At 69.6% G+C, this 18,919-nt stretch carries 12 protein-coding genes and 1 tRNA gene; 11 read left to right on the forward strand and 2 right to left on the reverse strand.

Annotated elements, in window-relative coordinates; translation table 11 throughout:
- Window positions 1–75: 75 nt before the first annotated feature.
- From AB0Q99_RS13980 to AB0Q99_RS13995, 4 genes are all read left to right on the forward strand, one after another.
- On the forward strand, window positions 76–1,233 hold the full coding sequence (locus AB0Q99_RS13980; protein WP_363571332.1) for a hypothetical protein: 1,158 nt from the start codon (window positions 76–78) through the stop codon (window positions 1,231–1,233).
- Between the two features lie 164 nt (window positions 1,234–1,397).
- Window positions 1,398–3,119 (forward strand): alpha/beta hydrolase, encoded by a 1,722-nt coding sequence (locus tag AB0Q99_RS13985; RefSeq protein ID WP_363571334.1) that lies wholly within the window; start codon window positions 1,398–1,400, stop codon window positions 3,117–3,119.
- Window positions 3,120–3,223: 104 nt separating this feature from the next.
- The gene (gene leuE, locus AB0Q99_RS13990) at window positions 3,224–3,874 is read left to right on the forward strand and encodes a leucine efflux protein LeuE (protein ID WP_363571336.1); all 651 of its coding nucleotides are present in this window, start codon (window positions 3,224–3,226) and stop codon (window positions 3,872–3,874) included.
- An 82-nt stretch (window positions 3,875–3,956) separates the two neighbouring features.
- Window positions 3,957–4,033: transfer RNA gene (locus tag AB0Q99_RS13995), tRNA-Thr, on the forward strand.
- Between the two features lie 386 nt (window positions 4,034–4,419).
- Here AB0Q99_RS13995 and AB0Q99_RS14000 read toward each other — a convergent pair.
- Window positions 4,420–5,781 carry a hypothetical protein gene (locus AB0Q99_RS14000; protein ID WP_363571337.1) on the reverse strand — a complete coding sequence of 454 codons (1,362 nt, stop codon included), beginning with the start codon at window positions 5,779–5,781 and terminating at the stop codon, window positions 4,420–4,422.
- A gap of 288 nt (window positions 5,782–6,069) precedes the next feature.
- Between AB0Q99_RS14000 and pglW the strand changes: the two genes are divergently transcribed.
- The 5 genes from pglW to pglX all read left to right on the forward strand — a co-directional run bounded on the left by pglW (window position 6,070) and on the right by pglX (window position 17,757).
- Entirely contained in the window at window positions 6,070–10,497 is a 4,428-nt protein-coding gene (gene pglW / locus AB0Q99_RS14005; protein WP_363571339.1) for a BREX system serine/threonine kinase PglW, read from the forward strand.
- 82 nt (window positions 10,498–10,579) lie between these two features.
- Complete coding sequence (locus AB0Q99_RS14010; RefSeq protein ID WP_363571341.1) at window positions 10,580–11,041, forward strand: hypothetical protein; 462 nt, start codon at window positions 10,580–10,582, stop codon at window positions 11,039–11,041.
- Window positions 11,038–12,429: an AAA family ATPase gene (locus AB0Q99_RS14015; protein ID WP_363571343.1), complete on the forward strand. Its 1,392-nt coding sequence runs from the start codon at window positions 11,038–11,040 to the stop codon at window positions 12,427–12,429. Before AB0Q99_RS14010 ends, AB0Q99_RS14015 begins: the two co-directional genes overlap by 4 nt.
- The gene (locus AB0Q99_RS14020) at window positions 12,426–13,910 is read left to right on the forward strand and encodes a hypothetical protein (protein WP_363571345.1); all 1,485 of its coding nucleotides are present in this window, start codon (window positions 12,426–12,428) and stop codon (window positions 13,908–13,910) included. The genes AB0Q99_RS14015 and AB0Q99_RS14020 overlap by 4 nt, the downstream gene beginning before the upstream one ends.
- A gap of 91 nt (window positions 13,911–14,001) precedes the next feature.
- Window positions 14,002–17,757: a BREX-2 system adenine-specific DNA-methyltransferase PglX gene (gene pglX / locus AB0Q99_RS14025; protein ID WP_363571346.1), complete on the forward strand. Its 3,756-nt coding sequence runs from the start codon at window positions 14,002–14,004 to the stop codon at window positions 17,755–17,757.
- Between the two features lie 54 nt (window positions 17,758–17,811).
- On the opposite strand, the gene AB0Q99_RS14030 is transcribed toward pglX, so the two are convergent.
- Window positions 17,812–18,090 (reverse strand): GntR family transcriptional regulator, encoded by a 279-nt coding sequence (locus tag AB0Q99_RS14030; RefSeq protein ID WP_363571348.1) that lies wholly within the window; start codon window positions 18,088–18,090, stop codon window positions 17,812–17,814.
- A 159-nt stretch (window positions 18,091–18,249) separates the two neighbouring features.
- Between AB0Q99_RS14030 and AB0Q99_RS14035 the strand changes: the two genes are divergently transcribed.
- Together AB0Q99_RS14035 and AB0Q99_RS14040 are read left to right on the forward strand one after the other, a co-directional pair.
- Entirely contained in the window at window positions 18,250–18,402 is a 153-nt protein-coding gene (locus AB0Q99_RS14035; protein ID WP_363571350.1) for a hypothetical protein, read from the forward strand.
- Window positions 18,402–18,782, forward strand: coding sequence for a hypothetical protein (locus tag AB0Q99_RS14040; protein WP_363571352.1), 381 nt, complete (start codon window positions 18,402–18,404; stop codon window positions 18,780–18,782). The genes AB0Q99_RS14035 and AB0Q99_RS14040 overlap by 1 nt, the downstream gene beginning before the upstream one ends.
- Window positions 18,783–18,919 lie beyond the last annotated feature (137 nt).

An 18,919-nucleotide genomic window follows, 5' to 3' on the forward strand; every position in this document is an offset into this window, starting at 1 on the left:
GCCCGGTGGGCCGGTCGCCTCCCGTACGCGCCGGGTCCGGTCCGGCGCCGGCCCTCTCCCGAGGCGGTGCGTCGCATGGTTCGTCTGCTTCTCGTCATCCCCCTGCTGGCCGCCGCCCTCGGCGGGATCTGGCTGGCCCGGGGCGCCCTCCAGCGCTGGCACGACCTGCGCGCCGCCGAGACCTACGAGCTGGCCGGGGACCGGTGGCCGATGCTGCTGAGGGCGGGCGGGGCGATGATCTGCGGGGTGTGCGTCACCGCGTTGACGCTGCTCACCGCGCTCGGCGCCTTCGGCGGCATCGGCCGCGGCGACCGGGCGCAGGACGGGCCGGAGGGCGTCGTGGACCCGGCGGGCACCGGGGCCGGGGCGGTGGTCCGGCAGCAGGCGGCGCCGCCCGCGGCCACCGAGCCGGGCGCTGCCGCCGCTGCCGTGGGGGCTCCCGGCGGGGCCGTCACCACGGCCCCCGCCGTGGTCAGCCGCTTCGACAGCGTCGGCCACCCGGGCGGCGGCGAGCTGCTCCAGTCCGCCGTGCTCGGCCCCGACGGGCGCCCGCGCAACGTCCGGGTCTGGCTGCCGCCGCAGTACGCCAAGGAGCCGAACGCGCGCTTCCCGGTCGTCGTGATGCACGCGGCCACACCGGGCAAGACCGCCGACGCCGAGGTCCCGGACGTCTTCGAGGGCATCGGGTCGGCGCTGCAGACCGGCAAGGCCCGTCCGTTCGTCCTGGTCGCCCCCGAGGCGCCGAACGGCACCGCGCACCCCTGCGAGTTGGTCGCCGCCGCCCCGGCCGCCGTCGCCGACGACGCGGTGCTGCGCACCACCGTCGCCACCTCCTTCCGCACCCTGCCGCCCGGCCCGGCGTCCTGGGGCACCCTCGGCGTCGACGGCGGCGCGCCGTGCGCGGCCGCCGCCGGGCTGGCCCGCCCCGACCTGTACGGCGCGGCCGCGGCGGTCTCCGGCCGCTACGACGCCGCCGCGCTCACCCAGGCCGGCGCCGAGGCCCCGGCCGACAGCGCGGCCAAGCTGCTGCTGGCCGCCGCCAGGGCCGACGCCGCCGGGCTGGACGCGGCCCGCAAGCTCCAGGCCTCGCTCAAGGCGGGCTCCGGCCCGGCGGCCAAGGCGGACGTGCGGATCTCGGACAACGTGCAGGACTTCACCCCCGACCGGGAGCGGCTGCGGCTGGTGCGGCAGGCGGCGCAGTTCCTGGCCGAGGCGCTGGCCAAGGCGTCCTGAGCGCCCGTCGCGCGGGCGTTACGCTGCCCGGTACCCCGGGGTGGGTGCCGGGCAGCGGCGTTTCCCCGCCGTCCGGGTCGTGCCGTTCGTTCGCACCGTTCCTTCCCGTCGTTCCTATCCTTCCTATCCTTCCTTCCCATCGTTTCGTCGAGGAGAGCAGCCGGATGAGGGCCTTCGGGCGGGTGCGGGTACTGGGCGCGGCGACGCGGGTGTCGACCGCGGTGCTGGCCGTCGGACTGCTGACGGGCGGGTGCGGCTCCGGTCCGTCCGGGGCGCCGAGGGCGGCCTCCTCCGACTCCGGTGCGTCTTCGTCCTCGTTCGCGGCCTCTTCCCCGGCGCCGGCCTCGGCCCCCGGCGCGTCGGGGGCCACTCCGTTGCAGCCGCTGCCCGTCGCCGTCCCGGCCGCGCTCGCGCCGTACTACGCGCAGCGGCCGGCCTGGCAGCCGTGTGACGGCGGGTTCGAGTGCACGACCTTCCGGGTGCCACTGGACTACGACCGGCCGGGGGACAGCGACCTCACCCTGGCTGCCGCCCGCGCGGCGGCCGAACCCGCCGCGACCGGCGCGGGCGTCGGCGCCGGGGCCGGCACCAACTCCGGTGCAGACCCCAGCTCCAGCCCCGCTGCCGGAGCCCGCGGCCTGCGGCTCGGTTCGCTGCTGCTCAACCCGGGCGGGCCCGGCGGTTCGGCGATCGAGTACCTGGAGTCCGCCGCCCGGACGTACGACAGCGGGGTGCGCGCCCGGTACGACCTGGTCGGCCTCGACCCGCGCGGGGTGGGTCGCAGCAGCCCGGTCACCTGCCTGAGCGGTGCCCGGATGGACGCCTTCACCGCCGTCGACCTGACCCCCGGCGACCAGCGCGCGATCGACGACCTGGTCGCCGCCGACAAGGAGTTCGCCGACGGCTGCCGGAAGCAGGCCGGGGCGGTGCTCGGCCACCTGAGCACCGTCGAGGCGGCCCGGGACATGGACGTGCTGCGCGCGCTGCTCGGCGACGAGCGGCTGAACTTCGTCGGCAAGTCCTACGGCACTTTCCTCGGCGCCACCTACGCCGGGCTCTTCCCGACCAGGGTCGGCCGACTGGTGCTGGACGGCGCGATGGACCCGGCGCTCGACTCGGTCACCGGCAACCGCATCCAGGCCGGCGGTTTCGAGACCGCCTGGGCCGCCTTCGCCAAGGACTGCGCCAAGCGCGAGGACTGCCCGCTCGGCCGGACCGAGCAGCAGGCCGGCGATCAGCTCACCGCGCTGTTCGCGACCGTCCGGACCGCCTCGTTGCCCACCACCGACAACGGCCGTCGGCTCACCGAGTCCCAGGCGACCACCGGTGTCATCGAGGCCATGTACGCCGACTTCCTCTGGCCCAAGCTGCGCTCCGCGCTCGCCGACGCCAAGGCGGGCGACGGCACCGGGCTGCTGAAGCTCTCCGACGCCTACTACGGGCGCGAGGCCGACGGCTCGTACCCCAACCTGATGTTCGCCAACACCGCGGTGAACTGCCTCGACCTGCCCGCGCCGTTCCGCGGGCCGGAGGAGGTCCAGCGGGCGGTGCCGGATTTCGAGCAGGCTTCCCCGCACTTCGGGCGCGACATGGCCTGGATGGCGCTGACCTGCGCGTACTGGCCGGTCCGGGCGACCGGTGCGGCGCACACCATCCGGGCCGCCGGCGCCGCCCCGATCGTCGTCATCGGCACCACCCGTGACCCGGCCACCCCGTACGCCTGGGCCCGCTCCCTGGCCGGGCAGCTGGAGTCCGGCCGCCTGCTCACCTTCGACGGCGACGGCCACACCGCGTACGGCCGGCACAGCGCGTGCGTGGACGGCGCGGTGAACCGCTTCCTGCTGACCGGGGAGGCGCCCGAGCAGGACAAGCGCTGCGACCGCTAGGAGCGGGTTCCGGACGGCCGGTAGGTAGTTTTCGCTTCAATCGATCGCCAGTACGACGTTACGATGAGCGCCCCCTGCCACCCTTCCCCGCACCGGAGCGCAACGTGCTCGGAGTCAACGACCTGGCGACGTACATCCTCGGCGCCCTCGTCATCATCCTGCTGCCCGGCCCCAACTCCCTGTACGTCCTGTCCGTCGCCGCCCGCAAGGGCGTCCGGACCGGCTACCGGGCCGCCGCCGGCGTCTTCGTCGGCGACCTCACCCTGATCAGCCTCACCTCGATCGGCGCGGCCTCCCTGCTGAAGGCCAACCCGGCCGTCTTCGCGGTGGTCAAGTTCGGCGGCGCCGCCTACCTGCTCTGGATCGGCTACGGCATGCTCCGCGCCGCCCGCGGACTCTGGCTCGAACGCCGGGCCGCGGCCGACCCCACCGCCGAGCCGGCCCCCGAGTCCGCCGAGAACCCCTTCCGCCGCGCCCTGGTGGTCAGCCTCCTCAACCCGAAGGCCATTCTCTTCCTGCTCTCCTTCTTCACCCAGTTCGTCGACCCGTCCTACGGACAGCCCGCCCTGTCCTTCGCCCTCCTCGGCGGCATCCTGCAGACCTTCAGCCTGCTCTACCTCTCCCTGCTGATCTTCGCCGGCACCACCCTCGCCACCGCCTTCCGCCGCCGCAAGCGCCTCTCCGCCACCCTCACCAGCGGCGTCGCCGTCCTCTTCGCCGGCTTCGCCGCCAAGCTCGCCGTCTCCTCCGCCTGACCCCCACCCCCGGGCAGCCGGGTACGGATCACCCGCCAACCTGTGTAGACTGGCCCGCGTTGCCGCCACACACGGCAACGGTGCCGCCTTAGCTCAGTTGGCCAGAGCAACGCACTCGTAATGCGTAGGTCGCGGGTTCGAATCCCGCAGGCGGCTCCAAAGCGAACCCCAGGTCAGGCCTCTGACCTGGGGTTTTTCTTTCCGTCGACCATGGAAATCGTGCGAATCGGGCATCGGGACTCGATGTATCGCAATGCGTAGGTCGTCGGTTCGTTCGTGTCGCCGATTCGCTGAGTAGTGCTTGTTACCTGCGGTTTTGTCGGCGGCGGCGAGTTGGCTCACTCGGTGTCGGAGCGCCTCGGTGGACAGTCGGTGGACAGCTGTGCGTGGCACCTCGTCAAGAGGTCTGCCACGGTGGACGGCGGGCTGTGTTTCGCCGATCGTGGGCTTGTGAGGTTCTCACAACGGTGCCCTCCTTCCGTGGGTTGCGCATCGGGAGGAGGGATCGCGCCGCCGGATGTTGTTCATGAAGTCTTGTGCGAGGGTCACTGACTTTGGCGGCGCCGAGAGTTGCGGACTGACTGTGGTGCCTCATCGCCCGTGAGATAGCCGAGAATGAGCATCCGGCCCTCGTCGAGGCTTCGCGTGATCTGCCGATGGACCAGATCCGTGCTCACCCCTGTAGTGCCGATCATCCCTGTCTCTACCAGTCGGCTGAACATGGTGTTGTCCAGATAGCTGGGAACGTTCGAGAAGCCGAACCGAACCCCGCCCTTGGAGCCGTCTCGTAGCCGGGCGTCTTGGCGTAGTTGCTCGAAGTGTTGACGCGAAAAGTACATGCCCGGCACCATCGCGTCGGCTTGCGGAATGATCGCCTCGGGCGGGCACAGCTTGATCCAGCTGGGGTCGGCGCAGAGGCGGTGCTCGTCATGCGGCTCGCGAAAGAATGCCGCATACCGGTCGACTGCTCGCAGCCGCTGGAGCTCCTTGTTCAGGCTGCTGTCGCTGTCCGGATAGTAGAAACCGTTTCGGTGCGCGTTGAGTTTCTTGTACTGGACGAGGATCAGGTTCTTGCGTGTGTCGTTGTAGTAAATGATGTCCGCGCCCGAGATGTGTTCGGCGATGGTGCGGTTGGCGTTTGCCACGAACAGACGCTGGCCGTGGTAGCTGAACTGCCTCCACGACACGTGGCCGGTAGGGCCGCCGAGCCAGCCCACGAGGTTCTCGGTGTCGTGAGTGATTAGGTGGTCTTCGAGGGCGATCTCACTCCTGGGTAGCTGTCCGGAAGGTCCTCCGAGCAGAGCCAGATAGCGTGGGGGTGGCACGTCGTCGTAAAGGCGTTCCGCCGGCGGGTCCCACCGAGCGAGCTGGGGGATGACCATGCCGGCCATGCGTGGAATTGCGAGGGTGGCGTCCCGCTGCACCGCCAGGGCATGTCCAGCCTTGGATTCCGAATGCACCCGGTAGCCGCTCGTGGCCGCGTCGATGTGATCGATTGTGCTCTGTACTTCGGGCCGCAGCCTGATCAGGGCCTCGATCAGCGCCTTGCCGGTACCTTCCGGCTGTTGGCCCTCTGCAACGAGGTGGCGCTGGTATCGGCTGTGGAGCATGCCCAGGAGGTCATCGAGCGGTACCGGCCGATCGATCAGCAGGGTATGGAGAATCCTGAGCTTCTCGTCGAGGTCCGAGGCCGCCTTCTCCCGCCTGGTCATGCCAAGGCGAGTCACCAGGAGCGTTCGGTACACGTCGGGCGTGGCGATCAGGGTGAGATGGCTTCCCTTGGTCCAGAACTCCTTGGGGCGGGTGATGCTCCAGTCCCACTCCTCCCGCCGTGCCGGAGGGTGCAGCTTCTCTTTGAACTCGACGTGCTGTGTCTCTGCCGTGGTGCACCTGATGATCGCGACCATGGGCACATTCTGGTCGCGGACGGTGACAGCTGTGGCCGAAACGAAGCATCACGCAAGCCTCTGGCGCGTGCTGTGAGTGGAGACGATGCCGTTCGCCTGATCCCGTGAGGCAGCAGGGCTGGGAGTGCCTAGCGATTAAGATGCCGTCCGAGGATGAGAGCGGATAAGCCCACCGTCGGGTGGAAGCGCGAGAGCGACAGGGCTAGGCCGGAGAGTCCCTGCTGACGCCCTCTGCCCTTGGCCCTGTTCGTGTTGCATCGTGCTGATGCAGACCCCGGAGGTGTACCGGTGACGTCAGCTGCACGGCCGTCCGCGCCGAAGCCCGGCCCCCCTCCGCGCCGTGAGCGCTGGTTCCAGTCACGACGGTCTGGCTTTCAGTGGGAGCAGGAGGGGCTGGACCATGTGCGCCAGCTGATGCCGCAGGCCGAGCCGTACCGGGCGTGGGCGGGGTTCCAGTTCACCGGCCCGTCTGGGCGGGTCAATGAGTGCGACGTGCTCATCGCGGTCCCCGGCGGCCTCTACCTGCTGGAGCTCAAGGGACATCCGGGCCGGCTGGTAAACCACGGGGACACCTGGCAGTTCCATGCCGACCGGGTGCGCACGCTGAAGAACCCGCTGCACCTCACCGACCTCAAGGCCAAGGAACTCAAGGAACAGCTGACCCGGGCCGCCCGCGCCATGAAGGTGGACCCGAAGCGGGTGCCCTTTATCAAACCTGCGGTCCTCCTGCACAGTCCCGATTTGGTGAGCGAGCTCGACGAGTTCCAGCGGACCTGGGTGTACGGGCTCAACGGGGGCAGCAGTGGGCTGCCCGGGATCTGGGACGGTCTGCTGGGACAGCCGCCCGAGCGTGAGAACTGGCGCATCACCGCGCAGACCAGCCAGCTGCTCGAACAGCTGATGAGTCGCATCGGCATCAGCCATTCGACGGCGCACCTGCGCTTCGGGGATGACTGGCGCCTGGAACCGCGTGCCCTGGACGCGGGCCCCGGTTGGGAGGACCGGCTGGCGACGCGCGACGACGGCCTGATCCAGGAGAGCGGCCGGGTGCGGATCTACCTGGCCGGCCAGGGCGCATCGTCGCAGCAGCTTCAGGCGATCGATCGAGCGGCCCGCCGCGAGTACCAGGTGCTCCAGGGCATCAACCATCGCGGCATCGTGCAGGCCGTGCAGATCCGCGAGCACGTCGGTGGCCCGGCGATCCTCTTCCGCCACCGTTCTTCCGACCTCCGGCTCGACGCCTACCTCGACGCGTACGGGGGGCGGCTGACGCCCGAGGTCCGACTCGACCTGGTTCGCCAGTTGGCCGAGGCCGTCCGCTATGCCCACAACCGGTCCCTCTACCACCGAGCCCTGTCCGCGCGCTCGGTGTACGTGTCCGCTCGGGAGGAGGGAGGTGACCCGGTCCTGAGGATCGCGGACTGGCAGACCGCCGCGCGCGACTTCGAGACCACCCTGCACCGCTCGCTCGGCGACACCCCGCTGGACGCCGGGCTGATCGCGGACGTCGCACAGGTGTATCTCGCTCCCGAGACCGATCAGGAATTCGCCGACCCGGTCGATCTCGACATCTTCGGACTGGGAAGTCTCGCTTACCTGCTGATCACCGGCCGTCCGCCGGCCGACCGGCGCAGCGCGCTGGTGGACCGGTTGGCGGCCGAGGGCGGGCTGCACCCCTATGCGGTCGCCGATGGCCTCTCCGCCGCTCTCGACGCCCTGGTCTTCAGGGCTACCGCAGCCGATGCGCAGCAGCGGCTGGAGTCGGCCGAGGAGTTCCTGCGGCTGCTGGACGCCGCCGAGGCCGACACCGCCGCACCCGATCCGGTGGGCGTGGCGGACGCTGATCCGCTGACCGTTCAGCCCGGTCAGGTACTCGAGGGCGGCTGGACCGTCACCCGCGTCCTCGGCACCGGCGCGACCGCCCGTGCCCTGCTGGTGCGTCGCACGGACGACGGCCCGGACGCCGGGGCGGATTTCCCGCGCGTCTTCAAGATCGCCCTGGACCGTGAGAAGGACGCCCGCCTGTACGCCGAGGCCGAGGCCCTGAAGGAGGTGGGCGGCGGACACATCGTGAAGCTGCTCGCCGAGCCGCGTGAACTCGGTGGCCACACCCTTCTGGAGATCGAGTACGCGGGCGGTTTCCGCTCGCCCGGCGACCGCGACCCGGTGAGCCTCGGATCCAGGCTGCGCGATCTGGGCCCGCTGGGCTACGACCAGTTGGAGCGGTTCGGCAACGACCTCTTCGGCGCGCTCGACAGCTTGGCCGCTCGCGGTATCCGCCACCGTGACATCAAGCCGGACAACCTGGGGCTGTTCAAACGCAGCGACGGCTCCTGGCAGTTGATGCTGTTCGACTTCTCCCTGGCCGACGCACCGGACCAGGACCTTCACGCGGGCACCCGCGGTTATCTGGACCCGTTCCTGGGCGGCAGCCGCCGCGCGCGCTACGACGACCACGCCGAGCGGTACGCCGCCGCGGTCACCCTCCACGAGATGGCCTCCGGGGAGCGTCCGGTCTGGGGGAACGGCCAGATAGACCCGCTGACCGTCCCGGACGCCAAGTTGTACGTCGCCGGTGAACTGTTCGACCAGACGCTGAGCGTAGGGCTGACCGAGTTCTTCGAGCGCGCGCTGCACCGCGACGTGGAGCAGCGCTACGACAGCCTGCGTGACATGCAGGAGGCGTGGCGTCGGGTCTTCCGCCGTGCCGACTCGGCGCATCCGACCACCACTCCCGCCACGGTCGGCATGACCGCCGAGGGCATCGAGGACGCCCGCGAGCAGGCGGCGGCGGTGGCGGTCCTGGCGACGCCGCTGGATGCGGCGGGCCTGTCGCCGCGCGCCGTGTCCGTCGCGGCGGGACTCGGCGCGTCGACGGTCGGGGCCCTGCTCGACATCGCACCGGCCACGATCTCCCGTGCTCGCGGTGCAGGCAACGTGGTTCGCAAGGAGCTCAACCGCCGTCACCGTCAGTGGACGCAGGCCCTGCGTCGACGCCCCGTCCCACGCACGCCGGTCGCCATCCCGGCGGACGCCCCGCAGGAGGCACTGGAGTCGGTGGAGACGCTGGCCGCTCGGCTCATGCCCGTGGAGGGCAAGCGTCGCACCAAGCCCCGCCCCGACGTCGTACGGGCCACGCTGCAGTTGCCCGGCGGCGATTCGCTGGAGCCCTGGCCCGCCCAGCCGGCCATCGCCAAGGCCCTGGGTATCAGCCAGCCCACGGTCTCCCAACACCAGCAGGCCGCGGTCGAGCAGTGGGCGGCCCTGTCGTGGCTGCGAGGCGTTCGCGACGAGCTGGTCGCCATCCTGTCCGAGCAGGGCCGGGTGCTGACCGCCGAGGAACTGGCCGGCGAGCTGCGGGCGCGCCACGGGGCGGGTGACGGCGATCCCGCCGAGACGCTCGCCCTGGCCGTCGCCGTGGTCCGTGCCGCGGCGGACACCGAGGCCCGAAAGCGGGGTGCCGACGTCGGGCCCGAGGACGAGCCGCCGGCCCGACTGGCCGTGCTGCGGCGCGGTGGCCGGGTGGTGCTCGCGCTGGAGGACCAGGACGCGGATGATCCGACGCCTGCCGAGCTGGCCGACTACGCGTCAGCCCTGGGAGAGGTGGCTGCCAAGGTGGCGCACCGCGACCCGCTGCCCGGGCGGGTGACTGTGCTGCGCGAACTGCGTGCTGTGAGCGCACCGGAGGGCATGGCGGCCCTGGCCGACACCAGGCTCGTCGACCTGGCCGCGGCGATGGCGGGCAGCGTCGGTGTCAGCCCACGCCTGGAGCTGTTCCCGCTGGATCTCGACCTCGTCCGCGCCCTGCGCATCTCGCAGGCGGCCGCGGGTGTGCGGGAGGGCGCCGGCATCAGTACGAACGATCTGCTGACCCGGGTCAGGGCCCGCTTCCCCGGGTTGACCGTCCTGGGCGACACCACGTACGTGGAGCTGGAAGAGGCCCTGGGAAAGGCCGACTTCCCCCTCGTCTACGACCAGCAGCGCAAGCGCTTCGTACCACGTCCCCGCGATGGGGCGGGGGGCCGCGTCGAGCTGTCGGTCTCGCTCCTGACCAGTACCGGATCCCTGATCCAGGCGGCTCAGAGCGACCTGGCGTCGGGCCGGGACCCGCGTCAGGTGCTGGACGCCCGCCTGAGGGTGGCCCGTCGGCGGGGTGGTTTCGTCGCCCTCACCCTCAAGGGGCCCGAACTTCCGGGCGTTGCGGAACGGTTGGCAGAGCGGTTCGAGGTGCTGCCGGTGGCGCTCGACGAACTGTTCCTCACCACGCTGCGGGAACTGGCCGTGGAACAGGGGGTGTCGTGGCAGGCGCTGCTGAAGGCGGACGCCCGGTTCGCCACCTCGGGCGTGATCGGCGCGGGCCTCGCCTCCTACACCCGCCTGGCCTCCGAGCGGCTGGCCGCACGTGTCGTCGTGCTGGCGGAGCGGTCCGCTCCGCGCACCGTCCTGCTCGCCCATCAGGCCGGCCTCGTCGCCCGCTACTGGACGGCGGGGGGACGCGAGTTGCTGGTCGCCCTGCAGGAGGCGGCCCGGCGCCCGGCCGACACTCCGCACGGCCTGTGGCTCCTCGTCCCCATGGAGGACCCGGAGGCTTCACCCGCCCTGGACGGCCGCACGGTTGACGTGGTGGACCGGGTGAGCGAGTGGGCGGTGCTGGAGGGACTGTTCCTGAAGGAGCTGAAGGAGCAGGATGCGATGGTGGGAAACGCCCGGGGCTGACATCGGTTGACGTCACGGGGGCTCGCAGTCGGGTTGCCGGAATCCGCTCACCTCGCGGTGAAGATCGGCTTAGGATCCGGGTGTGCCGGATACCTCGCAGGAAGCCCACTTCCAGTCAGCCGCGCAGCGGCACTTCCGCGACGCGGACTTCCTCCGTAAGGACAGCCGCCTGCCCACTGCTGACCATCTGTACGGTTTCGCGGCAGAGTGCGCGGTGAAGAGTCTGCTGCTGCGGCTCACGGAGGTGACGATGAGTTCTTCCAAGCCGCACGCTCCGCATCCGGACGACCCGGACCGCATCATCGAGTTCGGCCATATCAACGAACTGATCAAGGACGTCGCCGTACTGGCCCGCGGCCGGACCGCCGGTCCGCTCCACTCGGCACTCGACGGCGACCTTCGGGTGTTCAAGAAGTGGCACGTGAAGTACCGCTACTTCGACGGTGGTTACGTCAAGCCGGAGGTGGTGGGCGAACGCCGGGACGCCGCCCACCGCATACTCTCCCTGCACGAATACGTCGTGTTGAACGGAAGGCTCCCGTGACCACCTCCCCTTTCCCCGTCCGATTCGACGAGGCACGCCAGCGCGCGTTCGAGGTCGCGCGTGACGTGGCAGGCCGGGGCTTCCACGTCGTGCTGGTCCGGGACGTGCTCGGCCGTTTCTCCCTCGTGGTGGACGACACGGGCAAGGAGGGCGTCGACCGCCTCCGGGACGCGTGGACCGTCGAACTGACCGAACGACTCGGCCGGTACCGGTCCGACCAGCCCGCGCTGCTCGCCTCGGAGATGTTCTCGGCGGACGCGCTGCTGAACTCCCCTCGCGCCGTCCCCGACTCCGGCGGTCCGTCCGGCGTGGGCTCCGTCCGGTTCCTGGACAACACCGTCGTCGGCGAGGACTGGGCGAAGGTGAGCGTTCCGGAGCCCGCCCCCGGCGGCGACCGCCCGTACCGGGTCGCCCTCTACGGCTTCAAGGGAGGCGTGGGCAGGACGACGGCGATGTCCGTGCTGGCCCGTCGTCTGGCCGACGAAGGCCACTGTGTCCTGGTCGTGGACCTCGACTTGGAGTCGCCGGGAGCAGGCCCGCTGCTCATGGGCAAGGCCCTGCCGCCCCACGGGATCGTGGACCAACTCGTGGAGGCCGTGGTCGGAAATGCCGACGGCCTGGAGGTCGTGGAGCGCTCCTCGTACCTCCCGCAGGACCGCTACGGGGAGCTGTGGGTGGCCCCGGCGCGGGGCCGCGGTTCCCAGGACGTCCCGTACTCGTACGTCGACAAGCTGAACCGCGTCTACGCCGACACGGCGGGCGCGTCCTTCGCGGACCGGCTGGAACAGGCGGTCCGCGCTTGTGAGGACGCCGTGGAACGGCACAACGACGGTGTCCGGCGTCCGGACGTCGTCCTGCTGGACAGCCGCGCCGGCATCCACGACGTGGCGGCGATCGCCATCTCCCGGCTGGCTGACCTGGCGCTGTTGTTCGGTTCGAGCAACGAGCAGACCTGGCAGGGATACGGCGATCTGTTCGCCGCCTGGCAGTCCACGGGCCAGGCCTCGCGGATCCGCGGGAAGCTGCGGATGGTGGCCTCCATGGTGCCCGACTCGGTGCACTATCCGATGGAGGACTACCTGGACGCGTTCCGGAGGCGGGCCTTCGAGTGCTTCAGCCCGTTGTACGACGACGTGCCGGGCAATCCGCTGGGCACCACCGACGCCACGACTGAGCCGGCACCGTTCTCGCAGAACGTGAACGAGGAGTCGGAAGCCCATTGGGCGATCCCGATCCTTTTCGAGCCCGGTCTGGTCGGGATGGACGCGGCGAACGCACCAGGCTGGCAGGACCGCGCGTTCGTGCAGGCCGCGTACCGTGAGTTCCTGGATACCGTCATGGAGCGGATCACGGAGGATCTGCGGAACGGCCCGGAAGGAACGTCATGACCGTCGAGGTGCCCCTCAGCGCGCGCGAGTATCGCGACCTGCTGTCCTCCGCGCTGGAGGAGGCCGCCTACGCGGACACCAGGCCACCGACCGCGCGCACCCTGTTCATGCCGGACTCGCACCGCAGTGCGCTCTACGTCGACACCACCGTCGTGCCGGGTGGCCGGGGTGTGGGCAAGACGTTCTGGTACCAGTCCCTGCTGGACGACCGACTCCGTGAACTCGCGGCCACCGAGTACCGCATCGCGCGCCTGCGCAGGCTGAAGGTCGCCCGAGGGTACGGCCTGGCGCTGATGTCGGACCGCTACCCGGGACCGCCCGTGCTGCGCGACCTCATGACCCGGACGGACCCGTACACCATCTGGTACACCGTCCTCCTGACCGCTCTGGGCCAGGAGGAACTGCGGGCCCTGCCCGCCTGGCGCGAGAAGGTCGCCTGGGTGCGCGACAACCCGGACTCGGCACAGCGCACGGTGGAACGGGCGGACGGGCAGGCGCACGAGGAGAACATCGTGCACCTGCTGCTCTTCGACGCTCTGGAACACCTGCACGACGAACGGGAGAAGGCGGACCAGCTGGTTGCCGGCATCCTGCGGTTGGCCCTCCACATGCGGTTCGGCACCCGGAACATCCGCCTCAAGGTGTTCATCCGGCCGGACATGTTCGACTCGGCCAAGCCGCATTTCCCGGATGCGTCGAAGCTGTCAGGCTACGCAGCGCACCTGGAGTGGACGCGGACCGACCTGTACGGTCTGCTCTTCCACTTCTTGGGTAACGAGGACGGCGAGTACGCCGAACTTTCGGAACGGTTCCGTCGGACGGTCGGAGGCTGGGAAGCAGGTGCCGACCAGGCGAGGCACGTACCGCCGATCCTGCTGCGCAACGATGCCAAGTTCCAGCAGCTGCACTTCGAGCAGATCGCCGGCCCCTTCATGGGCAGCGACCACCGCAAGGGGCGACCGTACACCTGGCTGCCGAACCACCTCATGGACGGCGTCGGCCGGATCAGTCCCCGCAGCTTCCTCAAGGCCCTCTGGACGGCGGCCGAGGCGACTCGGGCGAGCCATCCCGCGCAGGACCGGGCGCTGCACCACGAGGCGATCCGCAAGGGGGTGCAGGAGGCGTCGAAGAGCCGGGTCGAGGAGGTCAGCGAGGACACTCCGTGGGTCAGGCTGGCCATAGAACCGCTTGCCGGGTGCCAGGTTCCGATCGAGGAGGCGAAGGTGATCGACATCTGGCAGAACGCCAACCTGACGGTCGCGCTGGCCAAGGATGCGGCGCGGTATGCGCAGGCCGATGAACCCGCGCTTGTGCGCACCGGTCCTCGCCACCCGGACGACCTGCCCCGGCTCATCGAGGAGCTGAAGGACCTCGGTGTCATGACGCCGCCCCGCAGCGACGGTCGCCTGGATCTGCCGGACGTGTACCGGATCGCGTTCGGGCTGGGCCGCAAGGGCGGGGTGCCGAGGCCAGCGGCCTAACCCCGACGGCTTCTGATATCGGGCCGAGCTGGCAGGATGGACGGATGGCCGTGCAGTACGGCCGGAGTGTCGGGGATGAGAGGTTCCACCGGTGTCGTCTGAGGAAGCCCGCAAGACGGCGGGCGCGTCGCTGGACCACGAGGCGCTGCTCAAGGACCTCCAGAAGCAGGTTGCCCTGCTGGAGCGGGACCTCAGGGACCGGGCACAGTTGGAGGAGTTCGACGGGCCGCTGCGCGGTGAGTACGACCGCGCCGTGGAGTCGGAGCGTACGGGCGCGCACTACGAGACGTGGCTGGACGAACGCCTGGTGCAGATCGCCTCCGCGTGGGTCCTGGCCTGCGTCTTCGTTCGCTTCAGCGAGGACAACGGGCTGATCCCCGATGCCTGGCTGTCCGGCCCGCGCGAGCGGCTGGCCGAGGCGCAGGACCGGCACGATGACTACTTCCGGGCGCACCCCGAGCGCAACGACCGTGACTGGCTGCTGGCCGCCTTCGCCGCGCTCGCCGACGCCCACCCGACTGCGGCGGGACTCTTCGACGAGGACTTCAACCCGCTGTGGGAGGTCATGCCGTCGTACGAGGCTGCCGCCCGCCTGCTGGCGTTCTGGCGCGACCGAGGCCCGGACGGCGAGACCCGCTACGACTTCACCGACCCGGAGCTGGACACCCACTTCCTCGGTGACCTCTACCAGGACCTCTCCGAGCACGCCCGCAAGACCTACGCACTGCTGCAAACTCCGGAGTTCGTCGAGAAGTTCATCCTTGATCTGACGTTGGAGCCGGCGCTTGAGGAATTCGGCCTGGACCCGGTGTGGAAGCACACGCCGGCCGGTTGGACCGGTGACGTCGACGGGGAGGGCCGTGGCCGTGGCCTGCGCTGCATCGACCCGGCGTGCGGGTCGGGCCACTTCCTGCTGGGGTTGTTCCGGCGGATCTTCGCCAAGTGGCGTGAGCTGGAGCCCGGTGTGGACCGCTGGGTGCACATCCGCCGCGCCCTGGAGTCCGTGCACGGCGCTGACAGGAACCCGTACGCGGTGTCCATCGCCCGCTTCCGGCTGCTCGTGGAGACGTTGAAGGAGGGCGGCGAACGGGATCTTCGGCGGGCGCCCGCTATGCCGATCCGGGTAGCGGTGGCGGACTCGCTGCTGCACGGGCGGGAAGCCACGATGATCGAGGAGACGCTTCTGGGGGAGGCGCCGGAGACCTTCCACTATCGGACGGAGGACGTCGAGAAGTACACGCGGGAGGTGGACCTGCTCGGGCGGGGGTCCTACCACGTGGTCGTGGCGAATCCGCCGTACATCACGGTCAAGGACAAGCAGGAGAACGAGAACTACCGAGGGGTGTACTGGGCCTGCTCGGGCAAGTACGCGCTGTCGGTGCCCTTTGCGCAGCGGATCTTCGAGCTGGCGGTTCGCGCGGAGGGTGGCAGCCGGGATGGCGGTTTCACCGGGCAGATCACCTCGAACTCCTTTATGAAGCGGGAGTTCGGCAAGCTCCTCATCGAGTCGTTCTTCCACGGTGGGTTGTACAAGGACCCAGCGGCGAAGCGGAAGCGCGACTTCGCTGGTGTTGAGTTGTCGCACATTATCGACACCTCAGGTGCGTACATTCCCGGGCACGGCACGCCGACGGTGATCCTGGCCGGGCGGAACCAGGTCGCGCGGCAGGCTCAGTCCATTCGGGCGGTGCTGGGCGTTCGGGGCGAAGCTGGTATTCCCGACGAGGGTGCGCTCGGCGAGGTCTGGGTGGCGATCACCGAGCAGGTGGGGAAGCCAGGGAGCGAGTCGGAGTGGATCAGCGTTGAGGACGTGGAGCGGGCTCGGTTCGCTAACTTTCCGTGGTCGCTGAGTGGCGGTGGTGCGGGCTCTGTCATGGAGACCGTGGAAGGGCACTGCGCGCAACGGCTCAGCGGGGTGATCGACTCCACCGGGTTTCACGACATTCTGGGCGAGGATGATGTCTTCGGCGCAGAGCGCCTTCCCACTCTCTGGCAGAGGCATGCTGTAGCTCACCGGACGCTTGTCACGGGAGATGTCCTAAGGGACTGGTTCACTAACACGGGTGCCGTTGTTCTCTGGCCCTACCGAGACCAGAATGCTGATCTTTCCCTGCAAAGCACCGCGCTCTTCTGGCCGTACCGAAGCAACTTGAAAGCCGGGCTCACTTTCGGAAAGACGCGCGAAGAGCGGGGGATGGCCTGGCACGAGCACATCATGCTCTCCTGGGAGCGAACTCGTGCATCCGCGCTTATCTCATTTGCGTTTGTTGCCACGCACAACCACTTCATGCTGGATCGGGGCGGGAAGGTCTTCAACCGTTCCGCGCCCGTGATCAAGTTGTCGAAAGGTGCTAGCGAGGAGCAACACCTGGCCCTGCTGGGAGTGCTGAACTCGTCGACGGCTTGCTTCTGGCTGAAGCAGGTTAGCCACGATAAGGGGAGCCAAGGGGTTAACGAGGGGTTCAAGTCTCAGGAGTGGGAGCGGTTCTACGAATTTACCGGAACTAAGCTCCAGGAATTCCCAATTCCCGATGTCTTGCCTCTTGCCCTTGCGCGCGAACTCGACGTGCTCGCTCAGAAACTGGCCGAGTGCGAGCCGTCTGCCGTCGCTAGCTCCGGCGCGCCCACCCGCGCGGCACTCGATGAAGCGCACGCCGTGCAGGAGGCGATCCGGGCGCGGATGGTTCTGCTCCAAGAGGAGCTGGACTGGACGGTTTACGGGGCGTATGGGTTGCTCACGCCCAGGGAGGTCGCGCTGACCACCCTCCCAGGCAGCCCTGGCGAAATGAGCGACGCTGATGCGCCGCAGCTCCGGCTCGGGCAGCGGGCCTTCGAGATCGCGCTGAAGCAGAAGGTCGACGCCGGCGAGGCTGAGACTGCCTGGTTCGCGCGGCACGGGTCCACCGAGACCGCGACGGCCGAGATCCCAGCTGAGTGGCCTGAGGCGTACCAGAAGGTCGTCCAGGCCAGGCTCGACATCATCGCGTCGAACAAGGACATCCGGCTGATCGAGCGTCCTGAGTACAAGCGGCGCTGGTCCACGGAAGCGTGGGAGAAGCGCGAGGCCACCGCCCTGCGCGCCTGGCTGCTCGATGCCGCCGAGCGGGAGGAGCTGTGGTTCGAGGAGCGCGGCGACTATGACGCGCCCCGAACGCTCACGGTGTTCCAGCTCGCCGATGCCCTGCGCCACGACGAGGGTGTCCAGGCCGTCGCCGCGCTCTATGCCACCGACCACCTCGGCAACCGCGAGGCTTCCCTGGCGACCGTTCTCGCTGCGGTCATCGAGGCCGAGCACGTGCCCTACCTTGCTGCGCTTCGTTACAAGGAGACCGGCCTGCGCAAGCGCGAGCAGTGGGAGCGGGTGTGGGAGCAGCAGCGCGAGGAAGACAGCACCGGGCAGCGGCTCGACATCAAGGTGCCTCCGAAGTACACGGGCGCCGACTTCCTCAAGCACTCCTACTGGTCGAACCGGGGCAAGCTCGACGTGCCCAAGGAGCGGTTCGTCTCCTACCCCGGTGCCTCCCCGGACGGCGATCCGTCGCTTCTCCTCGGCTGGGGCGGCTGGAACCACCGCGATCAGGCCGAAGCGCTCGTCAACCTCGTCAACGACCGTTCGTCGGTTGATGGTTGGGAGAAGGAGGATCCGCGCTTCACGCCGCTGCTCGCCGGGCTTCAGGAGATCATGCCCTGGGTGCGCCAGTGGCACGACGGGGACGACCCGGAGTGGGGTGGCAACCCCGCCGAGGAGTTCCAGACCGTCCTGAACCGGGGTCGTGTCGAGCGCCACCTGTCGGAGTCCGATCTCCGCGACTGGCGACCGGAGAAGAAGCGCGGGGGGCGGAAGTAGCGAACTGAACAGGGCCGCGCGATGTTTCGCGCGGCCCTGTCGGTCGTCCATCAGTCAGTCGGCGGTCTCGTCCGTGGGAGGCTGCTCGACCACGAAGGATCCCTTGCCGCGTACGGTGACGATGAGCCCACGTTCGCGAAGCTCCTGCGCTGCACGTCGCGCTGTGAGTCGCGCTACGCCGTACTCGTCGGCGAGGTGATTCTCCGAGGGGATGGGCCTGTCCGGTGCCAACTCGCCGCTGCGGATCTTCTTGGTGATGGCATCGGCCAACTGGATGTAGAGCGGTCGCGCGCTCATGGGATCCAAGACCGCCTTCGGCTCCATATCGCTCATACGTCCAACGTAGAGGGGTCTCGATCAACACGATCGTATGGATCTCTCTGTACTTGTATACAGAGGTCTGTAGAGCGCGTTACGGTCGTAAGCAGCAAATACCCCGGCGAGGTGGTCAGACCTCCCGGGGCGTGGCCAACGCTGAACTGGAGCGTCGACATGTACGACCTTATCCGCCACACCGCCGAGCGGCTGCGGCTTCTGCTCGCCCCCGGTCGGGGCGTCCACCGCAGGATCGCCCGTTCCCCCTTCCGGGTGCCCTTGCGGGGGCCCGGCCGCCACGCGATCGGCATGCGGGAGGTGGCCGCGTGATGCGGTACGGCGCGAACTCCGGCCGCACGCCCCGCCTGCTGCCGTGGACGTCCCCCGAAGGCAAGCCGTGCTACCTCGTGTCGGCCGCCGAGGGCGGCTACGTGTCGCGCCTGGCCGACGACGTGGAGGCCACGCTCCTCGACACGGGCGCGGACGTCCTCGACCACGCCCGGGAGGTGCTGGCCGACCTCGCCTCGCCGTGCGCCGAGGTGCGGTTCGCCGCCTCCCGGCTGGCCGAGTGCCTGCGCGACGCCCTGCTGGTCGCCGAGTCCCGCGGCCTGCGGCTGGCGGCGACGGAGACCGACGAGGCCGATGAGGACGACGAGCAGGACGAGCAGGACGAGCAGGACGAGGAGGCCGTCCCGACCGGTGGCCAGTGACCCATGACCGCCCGGTGGGTGCCGTTCCGCCGCCCCGACGGAACGGCACCCACCGGCCCGAAGGGCAGATGATCACGGGTTCCCTCGGTCACGTACTTTCCGCCGCGCCGAGCTGGCAGGATTGAACACTGATGCGC

Source organism: Kitasatospora sp. NPDC086791, from assembly GCF_040685975.1.
In the GTDB taxonomy this organism is placed as follows: Bacteria; Actinomycetota; Actinomycetes; order Streptomycetales; family Streptomycetaceae; genus Kitasatospora.